The organism is Pseudomonas sp. B21-009, from assembly GCF_024749345.1.
Lineage (GTDB): Bacteria > Pseudomonadota > Gammaproteobacteria > Pseudomonadales > Pseudomonadaceae > Aquipseudomonas.
Genome location: NZ_CP087199.1, coordinates 5,063,037 through 5,086,282, shown reverse-complemented (window position 1 = coordinate 5,086,282; position 23,246 = coordinate 5,063,037). Strand labels below are relative to the sequence as shown.

Genomic DNA, 23,246 nt, shown 5'->3' with positions numbered 1-23,246 from the left:
CGCGAGGGCAGGGCAGGCTCCCAACCTCTAGTTTTATCTGGACTGCCAACAGGGCCGATTCCCTGTTCTGCCCAAGAATTCGCAAGAACCCGTTCCCCCAGAGCCACTGAAAAAGGTAGGAAACCGTGAACCCGGTAATCAAGAAATTCCAGTTCGGTCAATCGACCGTTACCCTCGAGACGGGCCGTATTGCTCGTCAAGCGTCCGGCGCCGTATTGGTCACCGTCGACAACGATGTCACCGTACTGGTGACCGTGGTCGGTGCCAAACAGGCCGATCCAGGCAAAGGCTTCTTCCCCCTGTCCGTTCACTATCAGGAAAAGACCTACGCCGCCGGCAAGATCCCTGGTGGTTTCTTCAAGCGTGAAGGCCGTCCTTCCGAGAAAGAGACCCTGACCTCGCGTCTGATCGACCGTCCGATCCGTCCGCTGTTCCCGGAAGGCTTCATGAACGAAGTGCAGGTTGTCTGCACCGTCGTTTCCACCAGCAAGAAGACCGATCCGGACATCGCTGCGATGATCGGTACCTCGGCGGCCCTGGCCATCTCCGGCATTCCGTTCGAAGGCCCGATCGGCGCCGCCCGCGTTGCTTTCCACGAAAGCACCGGCTACCTGCTGAACCCGACCTACGAGCAACTGGCTGCTTCGAGCCTGGACATGGTCGTTGCCGGTACCTCCGACGCCGTACTGATGGTTGAATCGGAAGCCAAAGAGCTGACCGAAGACCAGATGCTGGGCGCCGTACTGTTCGCCCACGACGAATTCCAGGCTGTGATCCAGGCTGTCAAAGAGCTGGCCGCCAAAGCTGCCAAGCCGACCTGGGACTGGACTGCCAAGGCCGAGAACACCCCTCTGCTGAGCGCCATCCGTGGCGAATTCGGTGCTGCGGTTTCCGACGCCTACACCATCACCGTCAAGGCTGACCGTTACGCTCGCCTGGGCGAACTGCGCGAGCAAGTGATCGCCAAGTTCTCCGGTGAAGAAGGCCAACCTTCGGCTTCCGAAGTCAAAGAAATCTTCGGCGAAATCGAATACCGCACCGTTCGCGAAAACATCGTCAACGGCAAACCACGTATCGACGGCCGCGACACCAAGACCGTACGTCCGCTGAACATCGAAGTCGGCGTACTGCCAAAGACCCACGGTTCGGCACTGTTCACCCGTGGCGAAACCCAGGCCCTGGTCGTTGCGACCCTGGGTACTGCCCGTGACGCCCAGCTGCTGGATACCCTCGAAGGCGAGAAGAAAGACCCCTTCATGCTGCACTACAACTTCCCGCCGTTCTCGGTCGGCGAGTGTGGTCGCATGGGCGGTGCTGGCCGTCGCGAAATCGGTCACGGCCGTCTGGCCCGCCGTTCGGTCCAGGCCATGCTGCCTGCTGCCGACGTGTTCCCGTACACCATCCGCGTTGTTTCGGAAATCACCGAATCCAACGGTTCCAGCTCGATGGCTTCGGTCTGTGGTGCATCCCTGGCACTGATGGACGCTGGTGTGCCGATGAAGGCGCCGGTTGCCGGTATCGCCATGGGCCTGGTGAAAGAAGGCGAGAAATTCGCCATTCTGACCGACATCCTCGGTGACGAAGACCACCTGGGCGACATGGACTTCAAAGTGGCCGGTACCGCCAAAGGTGTTACCGCGCTGCAGATGGACATCAAGATCAACGGCATCACCGAAGAGATCATGGAAATCGCCCTGGGCCAGGCCCTGGAAGCGCGCCTGAACATCCTCGGCCAGATGAACCAGATCATTGGTCAGTCCCGTAGCGAACTGTCGGAAAACGCTCCGACCATGATCGCCATGAAGATCGACACCGACAAGATCCGTGACGTCATCGGTAAAGGCGGCGCGACCATCCGTGCCATCTGCGAAGAAACCAAGGCTTCGATCGACATCGAAGACGACGGTTCGATCAAGATCTTCGGTGAGACCAAAGACGCCGCTGAAGCTGCTCGCCAGCGCGTTCTGAGCATCACTGCCGAGGCCGAGATCGGCAAGATCTACGTCGGTAAGGTTGAGCGCATCGTCGACTTCGGTGCCTTCGTCAACATCCTGCCTGGCAAGGACGGTCTGGTTCACATCTCGATGCTGAGCGATGCTCGCGTCGAGAAAGTGACCGACATCCTCAAGGAAGGCCAGGAAGTTGAAGTACTGGTACTGGACGTGGACAACCGCGGCCGTATCAAGCTGTCGATCAAGGACGTTGCCGCTGCCAAGGCATCGGGCGTCTAAGACCGCCGCTTAAGAAAAAGGACCCTTCGGGGTCCTTTTTTTATGCCTGCAGAAATTGTCTTGCGGACTTGCATCTTGCATGCAGGATTTTGCCACTGCTTGCAAAATGCACGATCCAGTTTTTTGCTTGATTAGATAAGCTACTGTTTTATAAGGAGAAAATTATTCACAAAAGCTGGCACAGGCCCTGCAATAGTATTCATACCCCTGCTGCCAGGACTTACGGCGCAGACTTTTCGAAAAACAGGAGTGTCTCGTATGAAGAAGTTCGCTATTGCTGCCGCTACTGCCACCGCCCTGACCCTGACCCTGGCTAACGCGGCGTTTGCCCAACAGCCTTCCCAGGCTCCGCTGACCGTTGCTGCTGGTGAAGTTACCAAAGCAAAAGAAGCGACCTCCGACACCTGGATCACCACCAAGGTCAAAGCTGACCTGATGACCGAGAAAGGCATTCCGGGTAGCGACATCAAGGTCGAAACCAACAAAGGCGTGGTCTCCCTGTCTTCCGAAGTTGCCGTGACCGATTCGCAGAAAGACATGGCGGTCGCTATCGCCAAAAAAATCAAAGGCGTTCAAGCCGTCTCGGCTGATGGCCTGAAAAGCAACTAAGGCGTTTGTCCCGACTCGCTGACCCTTACAGGTTCATGCGAAAGACCAAAAGGACTTGGTCACTCAAAGCCCCGGCACTGGTTGCCGGGGCTTCTTTTTTGGGGGAAAGGAGGGGAAGAAGAGGTGGTTATTCCGCGTCCAGATGCAGCGGCGAGATCACTCGGCCATCCGCCTCGGCCTGGCCCAGGCTGGCATCGACGAAGTACACCCGGTCATCCGCCAGCTGGCCTTTATCTACCAGGTAGTCCTTGATACTGCTGGCCCGGGCCTGACCCAACTGACGCAGCAGCAGGGCGCTTTCGCCCCAGGACTTGAGCACGGCATCGCGCAACTGGGTGGTGCGCTGTTCGCGATCGAGTTGTTCCCACTCCGCTGGAGGCTGTTTCTTCATGCGGGTACGGTAGATGCCTTCAAGCATCGCCGGCTTGTCGCCATCCGGCACCTTCAGCTCGGAGGCCTGGGCTGGCACCTTGTCGCCGCGGCGCTGGAGGATCTTGTAGTAGGTACTCTGGTACTCACGCTCCAGGCGCTGCTGGGCAATCAACGGTCCGTCGCTGCTCTGGGCGCTGGTGCCTTCGATCTCCAGGCGCAAGGCAGGGCGCTCTTTGAGCGCCGTCGCCAGCTTGTCCAGGGCGCTTTGCGCATCCGGGCCCAGGTCGCTGGAGCCAGCGGCAAAGGCGACGTTGCCCAGGTCCTGGGAATCGCCGCCGCTGACCAGCCCGCCGATGAACTTGAAGGGCGCCTGGGCCGCGCGTAGCACCAGGTTGCGCAGGGTCTGCCAGACAATCGGCATGACGCTGAACTGCGGGTCATTGAGGTCGCCAGTCACCGGTAGCTCGATGGAGATCTTGCCGTCGGTGTCCTTGAGCAAGGCCACTGCCAGGCGAATCGGCAGGTCCACCGCATCTGGGCTGTCGACCTTCTCACCCAGCTGCAGTTGCTCGACCACTACCTTGTTCTCGGCCTTGAGCTTGCCTTGGGTGATCACGTAGTGCAGGTCGATGTTCAGCCGGCCCTTACGGATGCGAAAGCCGGCGAACTTGCCCGAGTAAGGCGTCAGGGTGGTCAGCTCGACGCGTTTGAAGCTGGTGGCGATGTCCAGGGCGGCCATCGGGTCGAAGGGGTTCAGCGAGCCTTTGATGGTCACCGGTGCATAGCGATCGACCTTGCCCTTGATATCGACCTTGGCCGGTTTTGGCTGACGGTTGTCGATGGTGCCGATCTGGCCGTTGAGCTGCTGGATGGCGGTGGCGAAGTTCGGGGTCAGGCTGAAGTCGGCAAAGTTGGCCGAACCGTCATTAATATCGATTTCACCGATACGGATGCCCAGTGGTTTTTCCGCAGGCGCCTTGGCTGTGGCCGGCGCCTTGGACTGCGCGGTAGCCGGTTGCGGGATCAGCAGGTCATCGACGTTGGTGGTGCGGTCTTCGTTGATCATGAAGCGCGCGTAGGGCTGCTTGAGGGTCACTTTGCCGATGCTCAGGGCGTCACCGTGGCGGTACGACAGACCGTCGAGGTTCAGCTGCTGCCATTTGACGAAGTCGCGATCCTTGATGGTGTCCAGGGTGTGCAGCTGGTTGACCTGGGCCTTGCCGTCAATGCTGAAGGCCAGCGGCTCGGTGCTCTTGAGGTCGACGTTGAGGTCGCTGCCGAGCATGCCGCTGCGCAGTTCCAGGCGGATGTACGGGCTGATGTAGGCCTGGGCGACACGCAGGTCGATGTCCTGGGTGTTGACCTTGAGCTTGGCGCTCACCGGCGCCAGGTTGACCTCACCGGCCGCCTGCAGCTTGCCTTGCTTGCCGACACCGGTATCGAGCTTGAGGGTGAAGGGCGACTGGTTGAGGCTGTCGAAATTCTGCAGGTCGAGGTTCAGCGGGCCAACCTCGAGGGCGACCGGTTGTTTCTGCGAGCGGTCGGCCAGGTGTACCTGGTAATTGCGCAGTTGCACGTCTTTGAGCAGCACTTGCCATGGCTTGCTCGGTGCCTCGGCGGCGGCCTTTTCCTTGGCATCCGGCTCGGCGGCGGCAGGTTCGGCTTTCTCTTTGGCCGTGGCTTTGGCCGGCTGGCTGGCAAACAGCTTCTGCCAGTCGAGCTGGCCATCGGACTCTACTGCCGCCCAGGTTTCGAGCTTTTCGCTGCGGATCTTGCCAACGGTGACCAGTTGCTTGGCCAGGTCAATCGAGGTTTCGCTGACATCCAGACGCGCCAGGCGTGCCAGCGGGCGGCCATCCGGTGCCTTGATGGCAAAGGGGGCAATGCTCACCGAGGTGTTGTCCAGCAGCAGCTCGGTTTCCTTGGACAGGTTCAGCTTGTAGTGGGTATCGAGGCTGACCACACCTTCTTCCAGCACCAGCGGCACGGCATCGCGCACATAAGGCCAGAAAGCTTTCATCTTGCCGTCGGTGACCTTCAGGGTGCCTTCGGAGGCGATCGGTACCAGGCTGAAGTTGCCGGCCCAGTCGATTCGCCCGCCCGCCGGGCCATTGGCGACCAGGGTCATTTCGGTACTGTCTTCGGGCAGGGTGCTGAGGTTCTTCAGTTCCAGGTTCATCGAGTCGTAGAGAAACTCGATCGGCTCGCTCGGGCGCAGGTCCTGGAAATGCAGGTAGCCTTCGCTGAGCTTGATACTGCCGATGCGCAGCGGGAACGGATCGCCGGCAGGTTCTTGCGGCTTGGGCTCGCTCGGCGGCAGCTTGAACAGTTGCGTCAGGTTGAGGCTGCCGTCCTTGGCGAACAGCAGCTCGGTACGCGCCTTGTCCAGCTCGACACTGTCCAGGTGCAGGGCACCGCTCCACAGGCTGTTGATTTGCAGGTTGGCGTACAGGCGTTCGAAGCCGACCTGCTCTTTGCCCGGCTCGCCGATCTGCAGGCCCCAGAGGGTCAGTTCGAGGCTGAACGGGTTGAGCTCGATCCGCTGCAGGTGCGCCGGCACCGTGGCGTAACTGGCCAGTTGCTGGTTGGCGATACGCAGGGCAACCCCTGGGAGAATCAGAAAGCCTAGCAGGCTGTACAAGGCCACTGCGGCCAGCATGGCGCCGAGGGCGCGTTTCAATCCTTTGGGCATGTGTGGCGTCGTCTGTCTCGAACTGGAGTGCTTGGAGTATGGCACGTAAAAACGGTTCCGAAGCTACTCCGAAAATTAACGAAATTTTGTTTCAGAGCTGAAGAATCAAGGTCTTCAGTGGCGGCTGGCCATCCTGCGACGGAAAGTCGCCGGCAGGTTTGAGCACTTGCCAGTCGCGTACCGGGCGCCCGGCTTTCTCGGCGCAGCGCAGCACTTGCTCGCGCCAGTCGTCGAGACTGACCTTGGCCAGGTTGTTACAGCAAATCAGTACGCCGTCGTCGGCGGTGCTCAACAGGGCCGGCTTGAGCAGGCTCTGGTAGTCGCGCAGCAGGTCGACGGTGCCGAAGGCGCTCTTGGCCCAGGCCGGTGGGTCGAGGAACACCAGGTCGAACTGGCGCTGCTCCAGGCGCGGATACGGCGGCAGCTTGTGGCCGCGACGCTGGCTGACCGGCAAGCCGGCGAACTGGCGGATCGCCGGAAAGTAATCGGACTGGATAAAGCTCATCGGCAACAGTTGCGGGTTGAGTGCGCCGTTCTCCTTGCCGACCGCCAGGTTGCCTTCGGCGAAGTCCAGGTTGCACACCTCGCGCGCGCCGCCCGCTGCGGCGCTGAGGCCAACGCCGCAGGTATAGGCAAAGAGGTTGAGCACGCTTTTGCCGGCACTGTGCTGCTTGACCCAGCCACGGGCATTGCGCAGGTCGAGGAACAGTAGCGGATCCTGCCCGGCATGGCGGCCACGTACCCGGTAGTTCAGGCCCCATTCGTGACCGACATGATCGGCCAGCGCGGCCTCGCTCGCCTGGTACACCGGGTCGCGACGATCGATGCGGCTGTTGCCCTGGGAGCGGTCGTTGTAGACCAACAGCAGTTCCAGGCCCAGGTGCGCTTGCACCGCCGCGTGCAGCTCCAGCAAGGCGCCGGTCTCAAGGCTTTGGTGGAAGCTTTGCACCAGCAACTGCGGGCCGTAGCGGTCGATGGTCAGGCCGCTGGCGCCTTCCTGGCTGCCATGGAACAGGCGATAGCAGTCGGTGCCCTGGGCATGCAGTTCGGCGAGAAGGCCCTGGCGGGCGTCGAGGGCGGCGCGCAGCGCCTGATTCAAGAGGGACATGCACGTGGCCTTGGTTTGCGGACGTGCAGTTTATCAGTTCAGGCCAGGGGAGGGGCCGTTGCAGCCCCTCCCGCAGTGATCAGCGCTCGATCGCCAGGGCCACGCCCTGACCACCGCCGATGCACAGGGTCGCCAGGCCTTTGCTGACGTCACGCTTGATCATTTCGTGCAGCAAAGTTACCAGCACCCGGCAACCCGAGGCGCCAATCGGGTGCCCCAGGGCAATCGCGCCGCCATTGACGTTGACCTTGCTGGCGTCCCAGCCCAGCTCCTTGCCCACCGACAGGGCCTGGGCGGCAAAGGCTTCGTTGGCCTCGATCAGATCGAGGTCGCTCAACTGCCAGCCGGCCTTGTCCAGGCAGCGGCGGGTGGCGCTGACCGGGCCGATGCCCATGATCGCCGGATCAACCCCGGCGTTGGCATAGGCCTTGATCCGCGCCAGGATCGGCAGGCCCAGCTGTTGCGCCTTGGCCGCACTCATCAGCAGTACCGCTGCCGCACCGTCGTTGAGCGAAGAGGCGTTACCGGCTGTTACCGTGCCGTCTTTCTTGAACGCCGGCTTGAGCTTGCCCAGCGACTCGGCGGTAGTGCCGGCGCGGGGTTGCTCGTCGGTGGCGAAGGCCACCGGCTCGCCCTTGCGCTGCGGAATCAGGATCGGGGTGATTTCGTCGACGAAGCGCCGGGCTTCGATGGCAGCGGCGGCTTTCTGCTGCGAGGCGGCGGCGAAGGCGTCCTGTTCTTCCCGGCTGATGCTGTATTTTTCCACCAGGTTCTCGGCGGTGATGCCCATGTGGTAGTCGTTGAACGCATCCCACAGGCCGTCGCTGATCATGCTGTCGATCAGTGTGCTGTGGCCCATGCGCAGGCCGGTACGGGCACCCGGCATGACGTAGTTGGCCAGGCTCATGTTCTCCTGGCCGCCGGCGATGATCACCTCGGCATCGCCGCAGCGAATTGCCTGGGTCGCCAGGTGCAGGGCCTTGAGGCCCGAGCCGCAGACCTTGTTCAGGGTCATGGCCGGTACCGCGTGGGGCAGGCCGGCCTTGATCGCGGCCTGACGCGCCGGGTTCTGCCCGGCACCGGCGGTCAGTACCTGGCCGAGGATGACTTCATCGACCAGTTCGGCATCGATGCCGGTCTGGGTCAGCAACTGGCGGATCACCGCAGCGCCGAGGTCGACGGCAGGAATGTTGGCCAGCGCCCCCTGGTAGCTCCCGACAGCAGTACGGGTGGCGGCAACGATTACGACATCTTGCATGGCGCGGGTCCTCACTCTTATTGGATTTGGCGTCAGAACGGTTCAGGCCCCAGGGCCTGGATAGACCGGCATGGTGGCATAGATGAGCGGGCGAGGGCTATTGGCGTACCGCTCAGGCGATTCCCATACGTCGCCGGGCGCGATGGGCCGAGCCGTCGCGCATGGCCCAGCGCAGCACCGGAGCAGTGCTGTGGATGCCCAGGCGAATCAATCGGCGTTGCAGCGGGTTCTGGCCCAGCTCGAGCATCGCGCTGGCCCATTCCGGCAGCAGGTCGATACCGGCGCGCAGCATCAAGGCGCCGACCGGTTGCGCCAGGCGGCTGGGCGCCGGCGCGTCGAGCAGCACCTGCACCACTTCATGGCTGCGCGCGTCGCACAGCAGTTGCGGGCGCATGGCCTGCAGGTAGTCGGCAATTTGCTGGCGTGAGCGCGGCACGTTGCGCGCGCCCAGGCGCTCGGCGATCAGGGCGATCTCGGCGTAGTAGGCGTCCTGTTCGGTGACCGGCATCTGCGGGTTGCGGTAGCGCATGTGGGCGGCAAGAAAGCTGCTGACCTCGGCCACATGCACCCAGGTCAGCAGGTCCGGGTCGCTGGCGGCATAGGGCCGGCCATCGGCAGCGCTGCCGACCACCTGCAGGTGAATGGTGCGCACTTTTTCGATCAGCCAGTTGGCATCCCGGCTCGAACCAAAGGTGGTGCCGGAGATGAACTGGCTGGTGCGGCGCAAGCGGCCGAGCAGGTCCTGGCGAAAGTTGGAATGATCCCATACGCCAGCCAGCGCCAGCGGGTGCAGCAACTGCAGGAGCAGGGCACTGATGCCGCCGATCAGCATGCTCGGGAAGTCGCCGTGCACACGCCAGCTGAGGCTGTCCGGGCCGAACAGGCCGGGGTCGCCCTTGGGGTTTTCCAGGTCGAGCTGACCCAGGGACAAGCCGGTCAGGCTCATTACCTGGGTTTCGATACGGCGGCGAATCGCTTCCATGGTTACCTTGTGTTCAAGGCAGCCGATCAGCGCTGCCGCTTAAGTGTTCAGGCGTTTGTCGATCAGGCCCTGGACCACGCTCGGGTCGGCCAGGGTCGAGGTATCGCCGAGGCTGTCGAGCTCGTTGCAGGCGATCTTGCGCAGGATGCGCCGCATGATCTTGCCCGAACGGGTCTTGGGCAGTGCCGGCGCCCACTGGATCAGCTCGGGTTTGGCGAAGCTGCCAATCTCTTTGCTGACCAGGGCCAGCAGCTGCTGCTTGAGGCTGTCGTCCGGGGTCACACCGTTCATGGGCGTGACAAAGGCATAGATGCCTTGGCCCTTGAGATCGTGAGGGTACCCGACAACGGCCGCTTCGGCGATGCTGTCGTGCAGTACCAGAGCGCTTTCCACCTCGGCGGTGCCGATCCGGTGCCCGGAGACGTTGATCACGTCATCGATGCGCCCGGTTATCCACAGGTCGCCGTCTGCGTCGCGGCGCGCACCGTCGCCGGTGAAGTAATAGCCCGGCAGCGGCTTGAAGTAGGTATCGATCATCCGCTGCGGGTCGCCGTACACGCTGCGGATCTGTCCGGGCCAGCTGGCCTTGATCGCCAGCATGCCGCTGCCGGGGCCTTCGATCAGCTTGCCTTTTTCGTCCAGCAACACCGGTTGCACGCCGAACAGTGGCTGGGTGGCGCAGCCGGGCTTGATTCGCCGGGTGCCCACCAGCGGGCTGATCATGATGCCGCCGGTTTCGGTCTGCCACCAGGTGTCGACGATCGGGCAGCGCTTTTCGCCTACGGCCTCGAAGTACCATTCCCAGGCTTCCGGGTTGATTGGCTCTCCGACGCTGCCGAGCAGGCGCAGGCTCTTGCGCGAGGTGCCCGCCAACGGGCCCTGGCCTTCGCGCATCAGCGCGCGCAGGGCGGTGGGCGCGGTGTAGAAGATATTGACCTGGTGCTTGTCGACCACCTGCCAGAAGCGCGAGGCATCGGGGTAGTTGGGCACGCCTTCGAACATCAGGGTAATTGCACCGTTGGCCAGCGGCCCGTAGACGATATAGCTGTGGCCGGTCACCCAGCCGACATCGGCGGTGCACCAGAACACCTCGCCCTCGCGGTAATCGAACACGGTCTTGAAGGTCAGCGCCGCCTGCAGCAGGTAGCCGGCGGTGGTGTGTAGTACGCCCTTGGGTTTGCCAGTGCTGCCGGAGGTATAGAGGATGAACAGCGGGTCTTCGGCGTCCATCGGCTCGGGTGGGCAGTCATCACTGACCTGCTTGATCGCTTCGTGGTACCAGAGATCGCGGCCTTCGCTCCAGTCGATCTTGCCGCCAGTACGCTTGATCACCACCACCGTACTGACATCCGGGCAACTGAGCAGGGCCTTGTCGACGTTGTGCTTCAGCGCCACGCTCTTGCCGCCGCGCACGCCTTCATCGGCGGTGATCAGCGTGCGACAGTCGGCGTCGAGAATCCGGTCACGCAGGGCATCCGGCGAGAAGCCACCGAACACCACCGAGTGAATGGCGCCAATGCGGCTGCAGGCGAGCATGGCGTAGGCCGCCTCCGGGACCATGGGCAAGTAGATGCACACCCGGTCGCCTTTTTTCACCCCGCGTTGCTTGAGTACGTTGGCCAGGCGGCAGACCTGCTGGTGCAGTTCGCGGTAGGTGATGACGCTGGAGTCGGCAGGGTTGTCGCCTTCGCGAATGATCGCCGGTCGATCGCCCCGGGTGGCCAGGTGACGATCGATGCAGTTGTAGCTGACATTGAGTTGCGCGCCCTTGAACCAGGCGGCCTGGCCGGTCTTCATGTCGCTCTGCTGGACCTGGCTCCAGGGCTTGATCCAGTCCAGGGCCTTGGCCTGTTCGCACCAGAAGGTATCCGGGTCGTCGATGGACTGGCGGTACAGGCGCTGGTAGTCGGCCTGGCTCAGTTGCGCCGCTCTGCTGACGGCATCGGCTTGGGGAAAGTCGCTGATATCGAACATGGCGGGGTCCTGTTCTGACGGATTGTTTTTGTCAGGACAGTGTAGCCGCTGCCCCCGGCCGTGTTCGTTCGGCCAGGGGCAGCGCGGGCGGTCAACCGCGGTGACGGCTGCGGAAGAAGTTGATCAGGCCCTGGGTCGAGGCGTCTTCGGCAGGCTCTTCAATGCCGCCGGTCAGGCGCTGGTAGACGCCCTTGCCGAGCTCCTTGCCCAGCTCCACGCCCCACTGGTCGAAGGCGTTGATACCCCAGATGACGCTTTGCACGAATACCTTGTGCTCGTACATCGCCACCAGTGCGCCAAGACGCCGTGGGCTGATGCGCTCGACCACCAGGGTATTGCTGGGGCGGTTGCCCGGAATCACCTTGTGCGGTGCCAGCTTCTGGATCTCGGCTTCGGCCATGCCTTTGTCACGCAGCTCGGCTTCGGCTTCGCTGCGGGTCTTGCCCAGCATCAGTGCCTGGCTCTGCGACAGGCAGTTGGCGTACAGCCACTGGTGATGGTCGGCGACCGGGTTGAAGCTGACCACCGGGACGATGAAGTCGGCCGGAATCAGCTGGGTGCCCTGGTGCAGCAACTGGTGGTAGGCATGCTGGCCGTTGCAACCCACGCCGCCCCAGATGACCGGGCCGGTGTCGTGGTTGACCGGCGTGCCGTCCTGGCGGACGCTCTTGCCGTTGGATTCCATGTCCAGCTGTTGCAGGTGCTTGGTGATGTTACGCAGGTAGTGGTCGTACGGCAGGATCGCGTGGCTTTGCGCGCCCCAGAAGTTGCCGTACCACACGCCGAGCAAGGCCAGCAGCACCGGCATGTTCTGTTCGAACGGCGCGTTCTGGAAGTGCTGGTCCATGGTGTAGGCACCGGACAGCAGTTCCTTGAAGTTGGCGGTACCGATGGCCAGCGCAATCGGCAAGCCGATGGCTGACCACAGCGAGTAACGCCCGCCGACCCAGTCCCACATCGGGAAAATGTTTTCTTCACGGATGCCGAAGGCCACGGCGGCGGCCTTGTTGCTGGAAACAGCGATGAAGTGCTTGTACAGCTCGGCTTCCGAGCCACCCTGGGCCAGGTACCAGGCGCGGGCGGCCTGGGCGTTCTTCAGGGTTTCGAGGGTGTTGAACGACTTGGACGAAACGATGAACAACGTGGTTTCGGCGCGCAGCTTGGCCGACAGCTCGTGGAACTCGCTGCCGTCGATGTTCGCCAGGTAATGGCAGCGCACGCCGCGCTGGGCGTAAGGCAGCAGGGCTTCGGAGACCAGCTCGGGGCCGAGGAACGAGCCACCGATGCCGATGTTGACCACGTCGGTGATCGGCTTCTCGCTGTAGCCGCGCCACAGGCCATCATGGATGCGGCCAACCAGCTCGGTCACCTGGTTGAGGACCTTGTGCACTTCGGGTATCACGTTGACGCCGTTGACGCTCAGCTTGTCGCCCACCGGGCGGCGCAGGGCGGTATGCAGGGCCGGGCGGCCTTCGGAGGCGTTAAGGATTTCGCCGGCGAACAGGCCCTTGATGGCCTCTTGCAGACCGACCTCGTTGGCCAGGCCCACCAGCAGCTCGCGGGTCTGGGCGTTGATCAGGTTTTTCGAGTAATCGAGGAACAGCCCGCAGGTGCTCAGGGAAAATTCTTCGAAGCGCTTTGGCTCGGCAGTGAATGCGTCGCGCATGCTGAAGTCCTGCATGGCTTCGCGGTGCTGCTGGAGCGCCTGCCAGGCGGGCAGGGCGGTAACATCATGAGGGGTGCGGTAATACGCCATCGCTGCAGGTTTCCTTATTGCGTGAACTGCCTTGGACACTGAAAACAGCGCCCCGTTTGCAGGCTGATGCCAATTATAGGCATGCAGCCTGCGTTACAGGGAGAGGCAGCTCAGCGGGCGACCGGGTTACTTGTCGTCAAGGTTCAGGTGCAGGTTGTCGATCAGGCGGGTAGCACCAATGAAGGCGGCTACCAGGATCACCAGATCGCGGTCTTCAGGCGTCGCCGGGCGCAGGCTCAGGGCCTGGCGGACTTCCAGGTAGTCCGGGCGAAAGCCTGCTGCAGCCAGTTGCTGCTGGCCGTTGGCGATCAGCGCCGGGTAGTCGCGTTCGCCTTGCTCGATGGCGGCGGCCATCTGGCTCAGCAGGCGATACAGCGCTGGCGCCGTGGCGCGCTGCTCGTTGCTCAGGTAGCCGTTGCGCGACGACAGCGCCAGGCCGTCTTCGGCGCGCACGGTCGGCTCGCCGATGATCTGGATCGGCATGTTCAGGTCGCGCACCAGCGCGCGGATTACCGCCAGTTGCTGGAAGTCTTTCTGGCCAAATACCGCCAGGTCCGGCTGGACCATGTTGAACAGCTTGCTGACCACCGTCGCCACGCCTTCAAAGTGGCCTGGACGGCTGGCACCACAGAGCCCGTCGGACAGCTGCGGGACGCTGACCCGGGTCTGCCCGGCCATGCCGTCGGGGTACATTTCTTCGACCGTGGGGGCGAACAGCAGGTGGCAGCCGGCCTGGAGCAGTTTCTCCTGGTCGGCGGCGAGGGTCCGCGGGTACTTGTCGAGGTCTTCGCTGGGGCCGAACTGCAGCGGGTTGACGAAGATGCTGGCGACGACGAAGTCGACCCGTTGCGCGGCCTTGGTCACCAGCGCGGCATGGCCGCTGTGCAGGTTGCCCATGGTCGGCACGAAGCCGATGCGTTTGCCCTCACTGCGCGCCCGCGCCACGGCGGCGCGCAGTTCGAGGACGGTCTTGACTGTATTCATGCACTGAACCCGTGTTCGCTGGCGGGGAAGCTGACTTCCTTGACGGCGGTTACATAAGCCTTGAGCGCACCTTGAATGTCGCTCTGGCCGGCCATGAAGTTCTTCACGAACTTCGGTACCCGGCCGGTCAGCGACAGGCCGAGCATGTCGTGCAGCACCAGGACCTGGCCGTCGGTGGCGCTACCGGCACCAATACCGATGACCGGAATGCTCACCGCCTGGGTGATTTCGGCGGCAAGTTCGGTCGGCACGCACTCGAGCAGCAACATGGCCGCGCCGGCTTGCTCCAGGGCGATGGCGTCGGCACGCATCTGCCGGGCCTGGTTTTCCTGGCGGCCCTGGACCTTGTAGCCACCGAGGATGTTCACGGTTTGCGGGGTCAGGCCCATGTGCGCGCACACCGGCACGCCACGTTCGGCCAGCAGGCGGATGGTCTCCGCCAGCCAGGCGGCGCCTTCGACCTTGACCATGTGCGCGCCGGCTTGCATCAGCGCGCCGCTGTTGGCGAACGCCTGCTCGGTGGTGGCGCAGGCCATGAACGGCAGGTCGGCAAGAATCAGCGCACCTTCGTTGCCGCGTTTGACGCAGGCAGTGTGATAGGCCATCTCGGCATTGGTTACTGGCAAGGTGCTGTCATGGCCCTGGAGGACCATGCCCAGGGAGTCACCCACCAGCAATACTTCCACGCCGGCACGGCTGGCGGCCTGGGCAAAGGTCGCGTCGTAGCAGGTCAGCATGGTTATTTTCTCACCCTTGGCCTTGAGGCTCTGCAGGGTGGTCAGGGTTACTTCTGGCATGAAAAGGAATCCTCGTTCAGGCGCTGTGAAAAACGACTGCGTACAACGCGTGTATTCATCTTCTGGAACAGCACATCATCGATCGTGGTGTTTGAATTACGACCTGTTCCAGGCCTATATACGCCTTTTTGCGACGCTCGGGGCGCCACGGGACGCCTATAGTCGTGAGCGAGGGGGCTGAAGTCAATTACCCTGTTACCGCATTGTTACTAATGCGCTGTTACGGGCGTTACCGGCTGGGGGAGCGCCCGGCTACAGGCGCTCGAGGCCGACGAACGGGCAATCTGCCAGTAATTGGGACAGGGGCCTTTGATCGGCCAGGCAGAAGTCTTCGGGTACCAGCTCGGCCAGCGGGTAGAGGACGAACGGTCGCGCCTGCATGTGGTAATGCGGCACTTTCAGGCGTGGCACATCGATGACCTGGTCGCCGTACAGCAGGATATCCAGGTCGAGGGTGCGCGGGCCCCAGCGCTCTTTGCGCTCGCGGCCCTGGTCGGCCTCGATGGCCTGCAGCGCATCGAGCAGCTCAAGCGGCGCGAGGGCGGTATCCAGCGCTGCCACGGCGTTGGTGTAGCGCGGCTGCCCGGGCGATAGCGATTCGCTGCTGTAGAAAGCCGAAACCCCGGCCAGGGCGCTTTCATGCAACTGCCCCAGCGCCTCGACGGCGCTGCGCAATTGCTGCTCGGGATCGGCCAGGTTGCTGCCCAGGCCAATGAAGGCGCGGACCATCGGTTACTCGCCTGCAGCGCCGTCGGCGCGCTTGCGTTTGCTCGGGCTGCGCTTGCGTTTGCGCGGGCCGGCACCGGCGCCTTCGTCACGGCTGCCGAGCTCACGAATCATGTCGCGGCGCTCGCTGTCGTTGCAGTCCTGGTAGTCGGTCCACCATTGGCCGAGGCCATCGGTTTCTTCGCCCGCGCTTTCACGCAGCAGCAGGAAGTCGTAACCGGCGCGGAAACGCGGGTTGTCGAGCAACAGGTCGGCACGCTTGCCGCTGCGCCGTGGCAGGCGCTCCTGCATGTCCCAGATCTCGCGGATCGGCATGGTGAAGCGCTTGGGGATCGCAATGCGCTGGCATTGTTCGGCGATCAGCTCGTGGGCGGCTTCGTTCATCGCCGGGATCGGCGGCATGCCACGGCTCTGCAGGCGCAGGGCGCGACCCGGCAGGGCTGGCCAGAGCATCGCGGCGAACAGGAAGGCCGGAGTCACCGGCTTGCCCTGCTTGACGCGCAGGTCGGTGTTGATCAAAGCCTGGCTGATCAGGGTGTGGGTGTAGGTCGGGTGTTCTTCGAGCGCTTCGGCACTGGCCGGGAACAGCGGGTTGAACAACTCCAGGTCGACGAGCATTTCAAAGGTATCGGCAGCCTGCCCGGAGAGGAACAGCTTGAGCGATTCTTCGAACAGGCGCGCCGCCGGGATCTCGCGCAGCATCGGTGCCAGTTGGCGAATCGGCTGCACGGTGTGCTTCTCGATACCGAAGTTGAGCTTGGCGGCGAAACGCACAGCACGCAGCATGCGCACCGGGTCTTCCTGGTAGCGCTGGGTCGGGTCGCCGATCAGGCGGATCAGGCGGTTGCGGATGTCGTGTACGCCGTTGGCGTAGTCGAGGATGCGCTCGCTGACCGGATCGTAATACAGGGCGTTGATGGTGAAGTCGCGGCGTTGGGCGTCTTCTTCCAGGGTGCCGTAGACGTTGTCGCGCAAAATTCGCCCACTCTCGTTACGCGACGAGGTGTGGCTGTTCTCTTCTTCGCTTTCCGGGTGGTTGGCGCGGAAGGTGGCGACTTCGATGATTTCACGGCCGAAATGTATGTGAACCAGCTTGAAACGGCGACCGATGATACGGGCGTTACGAAATTCGCCGCGGACCTGTTCAGGGGTGGCGCTGGTGGCGACGTCGAAGTCCTTGGGGGTGATGCCCAGGAGCTGGTCGCGTACGCAGCCACCCACCAGGTAGGCCTGGTAGCCAGCGTTTTGCAGGCGCTCGACGATGTTCACCGCGTGGCGGCTGAACTGGCCACGTTGCAGCGAATGTTGACCACTATTGATCACTTCGGGCGTGGTGCGGATATGGTGCTGGCCACGCACGGTAGGACGGAATGACTGGAACAGCTTCTTCAGCATGGGATGCACTGTTTGAAGGAATGTTCGGCCAAAAACGAAGAATGGCCGCATGATGGGCGGGGATTCTAGCATTTACTCGGTGGATGGTGTAGGCGGTCGCGTCGGACGACGCGCGGGCAGGCTGGGGCGGGCAGAAACTACAAGGGGAGCCGAAGCTCCCCAAGAAGTAGTTGCGTGCTCTTATTGTTTTTTTGCCGGGCTTCTTGTTTTTGTTGAGTGCCCTGCCCACAAAAAAGCTTGTGGGCGGTCTCCCTAACCGGGATCAAGAGCAAACGGATTGCTTTGGTCGCTGAGGTTGCAATGATCATGCGATCCAACCAGTTCAGGCCCTGCTTGAGTGCAGTTTTTATTGTTCTCTGCCTGGTTGTGGGGCAAGCCCCAAATACAACTCCTCTCCAAAAGAATCAGTTAGCTGCGCCTCCGCCGTCTTGTTCTTATTGTGCGTGAGCCGATTCGTCTTATTTTTATTGTCTTTTGCAGTGCTTGTTATTGTTCTTGTACCAAACATATAGCAGGTGCCGTGCCAACTTTTGCAAAGCCCAGTAAAACAAGGGTTTGGAGCGGTTTTGCGGGGTTCGCGGGGCGAAAAAAAACCGGGGCTTCGTTACCGTAAGCCCCGGTTTTTGTTACGACTTCGTGCTGCGGTAACAGTTTGTCGCAAGGTGACAGTGTTACCGCCGCCCACCGTCGAAAACTGCTGAAACGCCTCAGCCTTCGCTGGTGGCCCCGCTCTTGCGCCGCGGGATACCCAGGCGCTGACGACGTTCCCACAGGCACTTGCGACTGACTCCGAGTTTGCGTGCAAGCTCGGTCTCGGTCATGTGGTCCTGGTGCTCGAGGACGAAATGCTGGAAGTAGTCCTCCAGCGACAGGTCTTCAGTCGGCTCGTGGCTGGTGTTGCTGGCATTGCTGCCGGTACCCGGCAGGCTGGCAAACGGATCGTCGTCTTCCAGATCGCTCAGTTCGATGTCGATGCCCAGCAGGTCGGCGGAAATTTCCGGGCTCTCGCAGAGGATTACCGCACGCTCCACGGCGTTTTCCAGCTCGCGCACGTTACCTGGCCAGGAGTAATGCCGGATCGCCTGCTCGGCGTCGTGGCCAAAGCGCAGGTCGTTACGCCCCACGCGCGCACTCTGGCGGGCGAGGAAGGCATTGGCGATCTCGTTGACGTCGGCGCCCCGCTCGCGCAGGGCGGGCAACTTGAGGGCGATGACGTGCAGGCGGTAGTAAAGGTCTTCGCGGAACTGGCCGACCTTGGCCAGGTTCTTGAGGTCGCGGTGAGTCGCGGCAATCAGGCGCACATCGACCTTTTGCGATTGCACCGAGCCGACCCGGCGAATCTCGCCTTCCTGCAGCACGCGCAACAGGCGGGCCTGGGCTTCGAGCGGTAGTTCGCCGATTTCGTCGAGGAACAGCGTACCGCCATCGGCGGCTTCGACCAGGCCGGCACGACCGGCGCTGGCACCGGTAAAGGCGCCTTTCTCGTGGCCGAACAGTTCCGATTCGATCAGGGTCTCGGGAATCGCCGCGCAGTTCACCGAGATCATCGGCGCCTTGGCGCGCCGTGAGAGGTTGTGCAGGGCGCGGGCCACCAGCTCTTTACCGGTACCCGACTCGCCCTGGATCAATACATTGGAATCGGTTGGCGCAACCTTGCGGATCTTGCCGTACAGGTCCTGCATCGGCGGGCAGGAACCGATGATGCCGATCTCGCCGTTGGCTGCAGTGCTGGCCGCCTTGTCGCCGGGCACCGCCTTGCCGTTGCCGCGCTCGGCCGGGGCGGCCGGCGCGTTCTGCCGGTCACGCAGGATGCGCGCCACGGCCTGGAGCATTTCGTCGTGATCGAACGGCTTGGCGATGTAGTCCACCGCGCCCATTTTCATCGAGTCGACGGCAGAGCGCAGGCTGGCGTAGCTGGTCATGATCAGCACCGGCGTGCCCTGGCCGAGCTTGATCAGTTCGGTGCCCGGTGCGCCGGGCAGGCGCAGGTCGCTGACAATCAGGTCGAAGGTCGCAATGCTGAAGCGTTCCTGGGCTTCCTGCACCGAGCCGGCCTCGCTGACCTGGTACTGGTTGCGCTCGAGCAATCGGCGCAACGCCGAGCGGATGATGGTTTCGTCTTCGACGATCAGAATATGCGGCATTGATTCAATTCTCTCGACGGTCTCAGTTCACAGCGGACGTCGCTACGACATGGCGCGGCAGGGTCACTCGGATCCGGGTGCCGCGTTGGCTCTGGCTATCGGCCGGGCTGTCGATGGTGATTTGTCCATAATGCTCTTCCACGATGGAATAGACCAGAGCAAGCCCCAGTCCGGTGCCTTCGCCCGGGTCCTTGGTGGTGAAGAAGGGTTCGAACAGACGATCCATGATGTTTTTCGGGATGCCGCTGCCTTCGTCCTCGACGATCAGGTCGACGGTATGCTCGCTGGCTTCGCTCTTGACCCGCACGGCACTGCCGGGCGGGGAGGCGTCGCGGGCGTTGGACAGCAGGTTGATCAGCACCTGGGCCAGGCGTTGCGGGTCGCCCTCGACCCAGTGGTCCGGGTCGCACAGGTTGAAGAACTGTACTTCGAAATTGCGCCGGTTCAAGGCCAGCAGACCGATGGCGTCCTGGGCCACTTCGGCCAGGCATACCGGCTCGTCGCTGTGCTGGTGGCTGCCGGCATGGGCAAAGCTCATCAGCGACTGGACGATGCGCGAGATGCGTTTGGTCTGCTCCAGGATCTGGCTGCTCAGCTCGGTGATCTCGCCGTCCTCTTCGCGCTCTTCGCGCAGGTTCTGCGCAAGGCAGGCGATACCGGTGACCGGGTTGCCGATCTCGTGGGCCACCCCGGCAGCCAGGCGGCCGATGCTGGCCAGGCGCTCGGAGTGCACCAGCTTGTCTTCCAGGGCCTGGGTCTCGGTGAGGTCTTCAACCAGCAGCACCAGGCCGCTGTTACCCGGTGCCAGTGGCTCGTCGATGGCCGCCTTGTGCAGGTTCAGCCAGCGGGTCTGGCCATCGAGGCCCAGGCGTTGTTTGTGCAAGTGTTCGTCGGGCACGTTGATGAAGCCCAAAAGCAGGCCGCGCCAGGGGTCGGCAATGGTGGTCAGGCGCGAGCCGACCACGCGCTTGGCGGGGATGCCGGTGAGCTCTTCCATGGCCTTGTTCCACATCAGGATCTCCTGGTCCTTGGCCAGCGAGCAGACGCCCATCGGTAACTCCTGCAGGGTCTGGCGGTGGTAACGGCGCAGGGCATCGAGCTCGGCTGCAAGGCCGGTCAGGCGCGAGTGGTAGTCTTCCAGGCGGCTTTCGATGAAGTGGATGTCTTCGGTCACGTAGTTTTCGTTACCGGACTTGTAGGGCAGGAAGGTCTCGACCATGTCCTGGGCCACACTCGGGCCCATCAGCCCCGACAGGTTGGCCTCGATGCGGTCGCGCAGGCGGCGCAGGGCATACGGGCGGCGCTCGTCGAACGGCAGGTAGAGGTCGCGCAGGGCCTGTTCGACTTCTTTCTGCGCAGCCTTGGCACCTAGCGGCTTGGCCAGTTGCGTGGCGAATTCCTGCGGCGAGGCCGCGTGCAGCTCACGGCGCTGCGGGCGGCGCACGTTATCCACCGCGCAGGCCTCGGCGGCGCTGACTTCTTCACTGCTGGCGTTGGTGAACAGCGAGATCAGGGTAAACAGCAGCACGTTGGCGGCCAGCGAGGCGATCGCAGCCATGTGCCAACTGGTGTCGTCGAGCACATAGATCATGTTCAGCAGCGGGATGTAGAAGCCTTGCAGGTTGCCCACCAGCGGCAACAGCATGGTCACCATCCACACCAGGATCCCCGCCAGCAGGCCGGCAATGAAGCCGCGGCGGTTGGCGGTCGGCCAGTACAGCACCGAGAGCACGCCCGGCAGGAACTGCAAGGTGGCGACGAAGGCGACGATGCCGAGGTTGGCCAGGTCCTGCTGGCTGCCCAGGGTCAGGTAGAAGCCGAAACCGGCGGCGATGATGGCGACGATCAGCGCCCGCCGGGTCCATTTCAGCCAGCGGTAGATGTTGCCCTCGGCCGGTGGCTGGTACAGCGGCAGCACCAGGTGGTTGAGGGCCATGCCCGAAAGCGCCAGGGTGGTGACGATGATCAGCCCGCTGGAGGCCGAGAGCCCACCGATATAGGCCAATAGCGCCAGTGCCTGGTTGTTGGCGGCGATGCCCAGGCCCAGGGTGAAGTATTCCGGGCTGGTGCTGGCGCCCATTTTCAGGCCGGCCCAGAGAATCAATGGCACCGCCAGGCTCATCAGCAGCAGGAACAGCGGCAGGCCCCAACTGGCGCTGACCAGCGAGCGCGGGTTGAGGTTTTCGGTAAAGGCCATGTGGTACATGTGCGGCATGACGATAGCCGAGGCGAAGAACACCAGCAGCAGGGTGCGCCATGGGCCTTCCTGCAAGGGGGTGTGCAGGGCGGCGAGGGCGGTCTGGTTCTGCAGCAGCCAGACTTCCAGCTCATGCGGGCCGCCAAACACGCCGTACAGCGCATACAGGCCAATGCCGCCGAGGGCCAGCAGCTTGATCACTGATTCGAAGGCAATGGCGAACACCAGGCCCTCGTGTTTCTCCCGGGTAGCGATGTGCCGCGAACCGAAGAAAATGGTGAACAGGGTGATCAATGCGCAAAAGGCAAAGGCGACCCGCGCCTTGACCGGTTCGCCGGTCAGAATGCTGATCGAGTCGGCCACCGCCTGGATCTGCAGGGCCAGCAGCGGCAGCACGCCGATCAACATGAAGATGGTGGTCAGCGCCCCGGCCCAGGTACTGCGAAAGCGGAAGGCGATCAGGTCGGCCAGCGACGACAATTGGTAAGTGCGGGTGATCTTCAGGATCGGGTACAGCAGCACCGGTGCCAGCAGAAAGGCCCCGGACACCCCCAGGTAACAGGCGAGAAAGCCGTAGCCGTATTGGTAGGCCAGGCCCACCGAGCCATAAAAGGCCCAGGCACTGGCATAGACGCCCAGCGACAGGGTGTAGGTCAGCGGGTGGCGGATGATCGAGCGCGGGATCATCCCGCGTTCGCTGACCCAGGCCACGCCGAACAGCACCAGCAGGTAGGCGGCGCTGATCAGGATCATCTGGGTCAGGCTAAAGCTCATCGGCATCACGTTGGCTCTGCAGGATAAAGGTCACGACGATCAGGATCAGCCAGAGCAGGTAAGGGCGATACCAGGCTCCGGTTGGCTCGATCCACCAGTCCATGATGGCCGGGGAGAACAGGTAGATCCCCACGACCAGAAGCAGGACCAAACGATAGATATACATGCTGGCCTCAAAGGTTAGGGCGCTGCGGCTTGGACTTATTATTGGCGCAAATGGCTGCGGCGATGGTAACGGGCTTGTGGGTTTTTGCCAAAGAATTGAATTTACTGGGCTTTCTGTGTGAGCCGGGCCCACAAGGATCAGTGCAGATCGGCCTCGGGCACGCTCAGGCGCCGGGGCAGGGCGTCGGGGTTCCAGTGCAATGCGGCATGCGCCAGCACTTCGCCCGGGGTACCGTACTCCATGCCTGCTTCGGTCTTTTGTCCCAGTGCGCGCAGGGCGCGCAGCAGCAGGGGCGTGGCCTGGTCGGCGGCCAGTGGTGGCGAGCGGTAGGACTTGCCCAGCTTGTGCCCGTCAGGCTGCACGATCAGTGGCACGTGCAGGTAACGCGGCTGCGACAGGCCCAGCAGTTCCTGCAGGTACAGCTGGCGCGGGGTGTTATCCAGCAGGTCGGCGCCGCGCACGATATCGGTCACACCCTGCCAGGCATCATCAAGCACCACCGCCAGTTGATAAGCGTACAGGCCATCGCGACGGCGAATGACAAAGTCACCCACCTCACGGCCCAGGTGCTGTTCGAAACGGCCCTGCACGCGGTCATCGAAATGGTAGGCCAGCTCCGGCACCCGCACGCGGATGGCGGCGCCTTCGCAGGCATGCCCGGCATTGCGGCACAGGCCCGGGTAAACGCCGTTGTAGCCTTCGAGTTGCTTGCGCGAGCAGGTGCAGGCGTAGGCCAGGCCCTGGCGGAACAGGCGTTCGAGCACTTCGGCATAGGCCGCGTGGCGCTGGCTTTGGTAGACCACCTCGCCGTCCCATTCCAGGCCGTAGCTTTCCAGGGTTTGCAGAATGGCGGCCTGGGCGCCGGGAGCTTCGCGGGGCGGGTCGATGTCTTCCATGCGCACCAGCCAGGTGCCGCCGACTGCCCGGGCATCCAGCCACGAGGCCAGGGCCGCGACCAGCGAACCAAAGTGCAGAAATCCACTGGGCGTGGGGGCGAAGCGTCCGATGTAGCGGGAGTCGTTCATGGCGAGCAGGTATGAAAATGAAACGGGGCGCCTGATGCGCCCCGTTCGGATGGGAG

At 63.0% G+C, this 23,246-nt stretch carries 16 protein-coding genes; 2 read left to right on the top strand and 14 right to left on the bottom strand.

The window, feature by feature from the left end; genetic code table 11:
* Positions 1–125 precede the first annotated feature (125 nt).
* Both pnp and LOY34_RS23440 read left to right on the top strand, forming a co-directional pair.
* Positions 126–2,231 carry a polyribonucleotide nucleotidyltransferase gene (gene pnp / locus LOY34_RS23445; protein ID WP_258664061.1) on the top strand — a complete coding sequence of 702 codons (2,106 nt, stop codon included), beginning with the start codon at positions 126–128 and terminating at the stop codon, positions 2,229–2,231.
* 258 nt (positions 2,232–2,489) lie between these two features.
* On the top strand, positions 2,490–2,840 hold the full coding sequence (locus LOY34_RS23440; RefSeq protein ID WP_093379313.1) for a BON domain-containing protein: 351 nt from the start codon (positions 2,490–2,492) through the stop codon (positions 2,838–2,840).
* A 127-nt stretch (positions 2,841–2,967) separates the two neighbouring features.
* Here the strand turns inward: LOY34_RS23440 and LOY34_RS23435 are convergent, their stop codons facing one another.
* From LOY34_RS23435 to gluQRS, 14 genes are all read right to left on the bottom strand, one after another.
* Positions 2,968–5,904: a DUF748 domain-containing protein gene (locus LOY34_RS23435; RefSeq protein WP_195885065.1), complete on the bottom strand. Its 2,937-nt coding sequence runs from the start codon at positions 5,902–5,904 to the stop codon at positions 2,968–2,970.
* 91 nt (positions 5,905–5,995) lie between these two features.
* Positions 5,996–7,012, bottom strand: a complete 1,017-nt coding sequence (locus LOY34_RS23430; protein WP_045199711.1) for a class I SAM-dependent rRNA methyltransferase — start codon at positions 7,010–7,012, stop codon at positions 5,996–5,998.
* Between the two features lie 79 nt (positions 7,013–7,091).
* Complete coding sequence (locus LOY34_RS23425; protein WP_195885064.1) at positions 7,092–8,270, bottom strand: acetyl-CoA C-acetyltransferase; 1,179 nt, start codon at positions 8,268–8,270, stop codon at positions 7,092–7,094.
* Between the two features lie 112 nt (positions 8,271–8,382).
* Positions 8,383–9,252, bottom strand: coding sequence for an oxygenase MpaB family protein (locus tag LOY34_RS23420; RefSeq protein ID WP_045199709.1), 870 nt, complete (start codon positions 9,250–9,252; stop codon positions 8,383–8,385).
* A 39-nt stretch (positions 9,253–9,291) separates the two neighbouring features.
* Positions 9,292–11,226: an acetate--CoA ligase gene (gene acs / locus LOY34_RS23415; protein WP_195885063.1), complete on the bottom strand. Its 1,935-nt coding sequence runs from the start codon at positions 11,224–11,226 to the stop codon at positions 9,292–9,294.
* A 91-nt stretch (positions 11,227–11,317) separates the two neighbouring features.
* Positions 11,318–12,982, bottom strand: a complete 1,665-nt coding sequence (gene pgi, locus LOY34_RS23410) for a glucose-6-phosphate isomerase (RefSeq protein ID WP_258664060.1) — start codon at positions 12,980–12,982, stop codon at positions 11,318–11,320.
* 126 nt (positions 12,983–13,108) lie between these two features.
* Positions 13,109–13,966 carry a pantoate--beta-alanine ligase gene (panC, locus tag LOY34_RS23405; protein ID WP_195885062.1) on the bottom strand — a complete coding sequence of 286 codons (858 nt, stop codon included), beginning with the start codon at positions 13,964–13,966 and terminating at the stop codon, positions 13,109–13,111.
* Complete coding sequence (panB, locus tag LOY34_RS23400; protein ID WP_045199705.1) at positions 13,963–14,763, bottom strand: 3-methyl-2-oxobutanoate hydroxymethyltransferase; 801 nt, start codon at positions 14,761–14,763, stop codon at positions 13,963–13,965. Before panB ends, panC begins: the two co-directional genes overlap by 4 nt.
* A 252-nt stretch (positions 14,764–15,015) precedes the next feature.
* Entirely contained in the window at positions 15,016–15,492 is a 477-nt protein-coding gene (gene folK, locus LOY34_RS23395; protein ID WP_093379337.1) for a 2-amino-4-hydroxy-6-hydroxymethyldihydropteridine diphosphokinase, read from the bottom strand.
* Positions 15,493–15,495: 3 nt separating this feature from the next.
* On the bottom strand, positions 15,496–16,884 hold the full coding sequence (locus tag LOY34_RS23390; RefSeq protein WP_045199703.1) for a polynucleotide adenylyltransferase PcnB: 1,389 nt from the start codon (positions 16,882–16,884) through the stop codon (positions 15,496–15,498).
* Positions 16,885–17,591: 707 nt separating this feature from the next.
* On the bottom strand, positions 17,592–19,028 hold the full coding sequence (locus LOY34_RS23385; RefSeq protein ID WP_045199702.1) for a sigma-54 dependent transcriptional regulator: 1,437 nt from the start codon (positions 19,026–19,028) through the stop codon (positions 17,592–17,594).
* A gap of 22 nt (positions 19,029–19,050) precedes the next feature.
* Positions 19,051–22,005 (bottom strand): sensor histidine kinase, encoded by a 2,955-nt coding sequence (locus LOY34_RS23380; RefSeq protein ID WP_176794212.1) that lies wholly within the window; start codon positions 22,003–22,005, stop codon positions 19,051–19,053.
* The gene (locus tag LOY34_RS23375) at positions 21,989–22,165 is read right to left on the bottom strand and encodes a hypothetical protein (protein WP_003250005.1); all 177 of its coding nucleotides are present in this window, start codon (positions 22,163–22,165) and stop codon (positions 21,989–21,991) included. Before LOY34_RS23375 ends, LOY34_RS23380 begins: the two co-directional genes overlap by 17 nt.
* A 137-nt stretch (positions 22,166–22,302) precedes the next feature.
* On the bottom strand, positions 22,303–23,190 hold the full coding sequence (gene gluQRS, locus LOY34_RS23370) for a tRNA glutamyl-Q(34) synthetase GluQRS (RefSeq protein WP_045199699.1): 888 nt from the start codon (positions 23,188–23,190) through the stop codon (positions 22,303–22,305).
* Positions 23,191–23,246 lie beyond the last annotated feature (56 nt).

Coding starts and splice junctions, on each gene's coding strand:
- LOY34_RS23375 (WP_003250005.1), bottom strand. CDS start 22,165: ATGTATATCTATCGTTTGGTCCTGCTTCTGGTCGTGGGGATCTACCTG.
- LOY34_RS23380 (WP_176794212.1), bottom strand. CDS start 22,005: ATGCCGATGAGCTTTAGCCTGACCCAGATGATCCTGATCAGCGCCGCC.
- LOY34_RS23425 (WP_195885064.1), bottom strand. CDS start 8,270: ATGCAAGATGTCGTAATCGTTGCCGCCACCCGTACTGCTGTCGGGAGC.
- panC (WP_195885062.1), bottom strand. CDS start 13,966: ATGAATACAGTCAAGACCGTCCTCGAACTGCGCGCCGCCGTGGCGCGG.
- LOY34_RS23435 (WP_195885065.1), bottom strand. CDS start 5,904: ATGCCCAAAGGATTGAAACGCGCCCTCGGCGCCATGCTGGCCGCAGTG.
- LOY34_RS23440 (WP_093379313.1), top strand. CDS start 2,490: ATGAAGAAGTTCGCTATTGCTGCCGCTACTGCCACCGCCCTGACCCTG.
- pgi (WP_258664060.1), bottom strand. CDS start 12,982: ATGGCGTATTACCGCACCCCTCATGATGTTACCGCCCTGCCCGCCTGG.
- acs (WP_195885063.1), bottom strand. CDS start 11,226: ATGTTCGATATCAGCGACTTTCCCCAAGCCGATGCCGTCAGCAGAGCG.
- panB (WP_045199705.1), bottom strand. CDS start 14,763: ATGCCAGAAGTAACCCTGACCACCCTGCAGAGCCTCAAGGCCAAGGGT.
- LOY34_RS23430 (WP_045199711.1), bottom strand. CDS start 7,012: ATGTCCCTCTTGAATCAGGCGCTGCGCGCCGCCCTCGACGCCCGCCAG.
- LOY34_RS23420 (WP_045199709.1), bottom strand. CDS start 9,252: ATGGAAGCGATTCGCCGCCGTATCGAAACCCAGGTAATGAGCCTGACC.
- folK (WP_093379337.1), bottom strand. CDS start 15,492: ATGGTCCGCGCCTTCATTGGCCTGGGCAGCAACCTGGCCGATCCCGAG.
- LOY34_RS23385 (WP_045199702.1), bottom strand. CDS start 19,028: ATGCCGCATATTCTGATCGTCGAAGACGAAACCATCATCCGCTCGGCG.
- LOY34_RS23390 (WP_045199703.1), bottom strand. CDS start 16,884: ATGCTGAAGAAGCTGTTCCAGTCATTCCGTCCTACCGTGCGTGGCCAG.
- gluQRS (WP_045199699.1), bottom strand. CDS start 23,190: ATGAACGACTCCCGCTACATCGGACGCTTCGCCCCCACGCCCAGTGGA.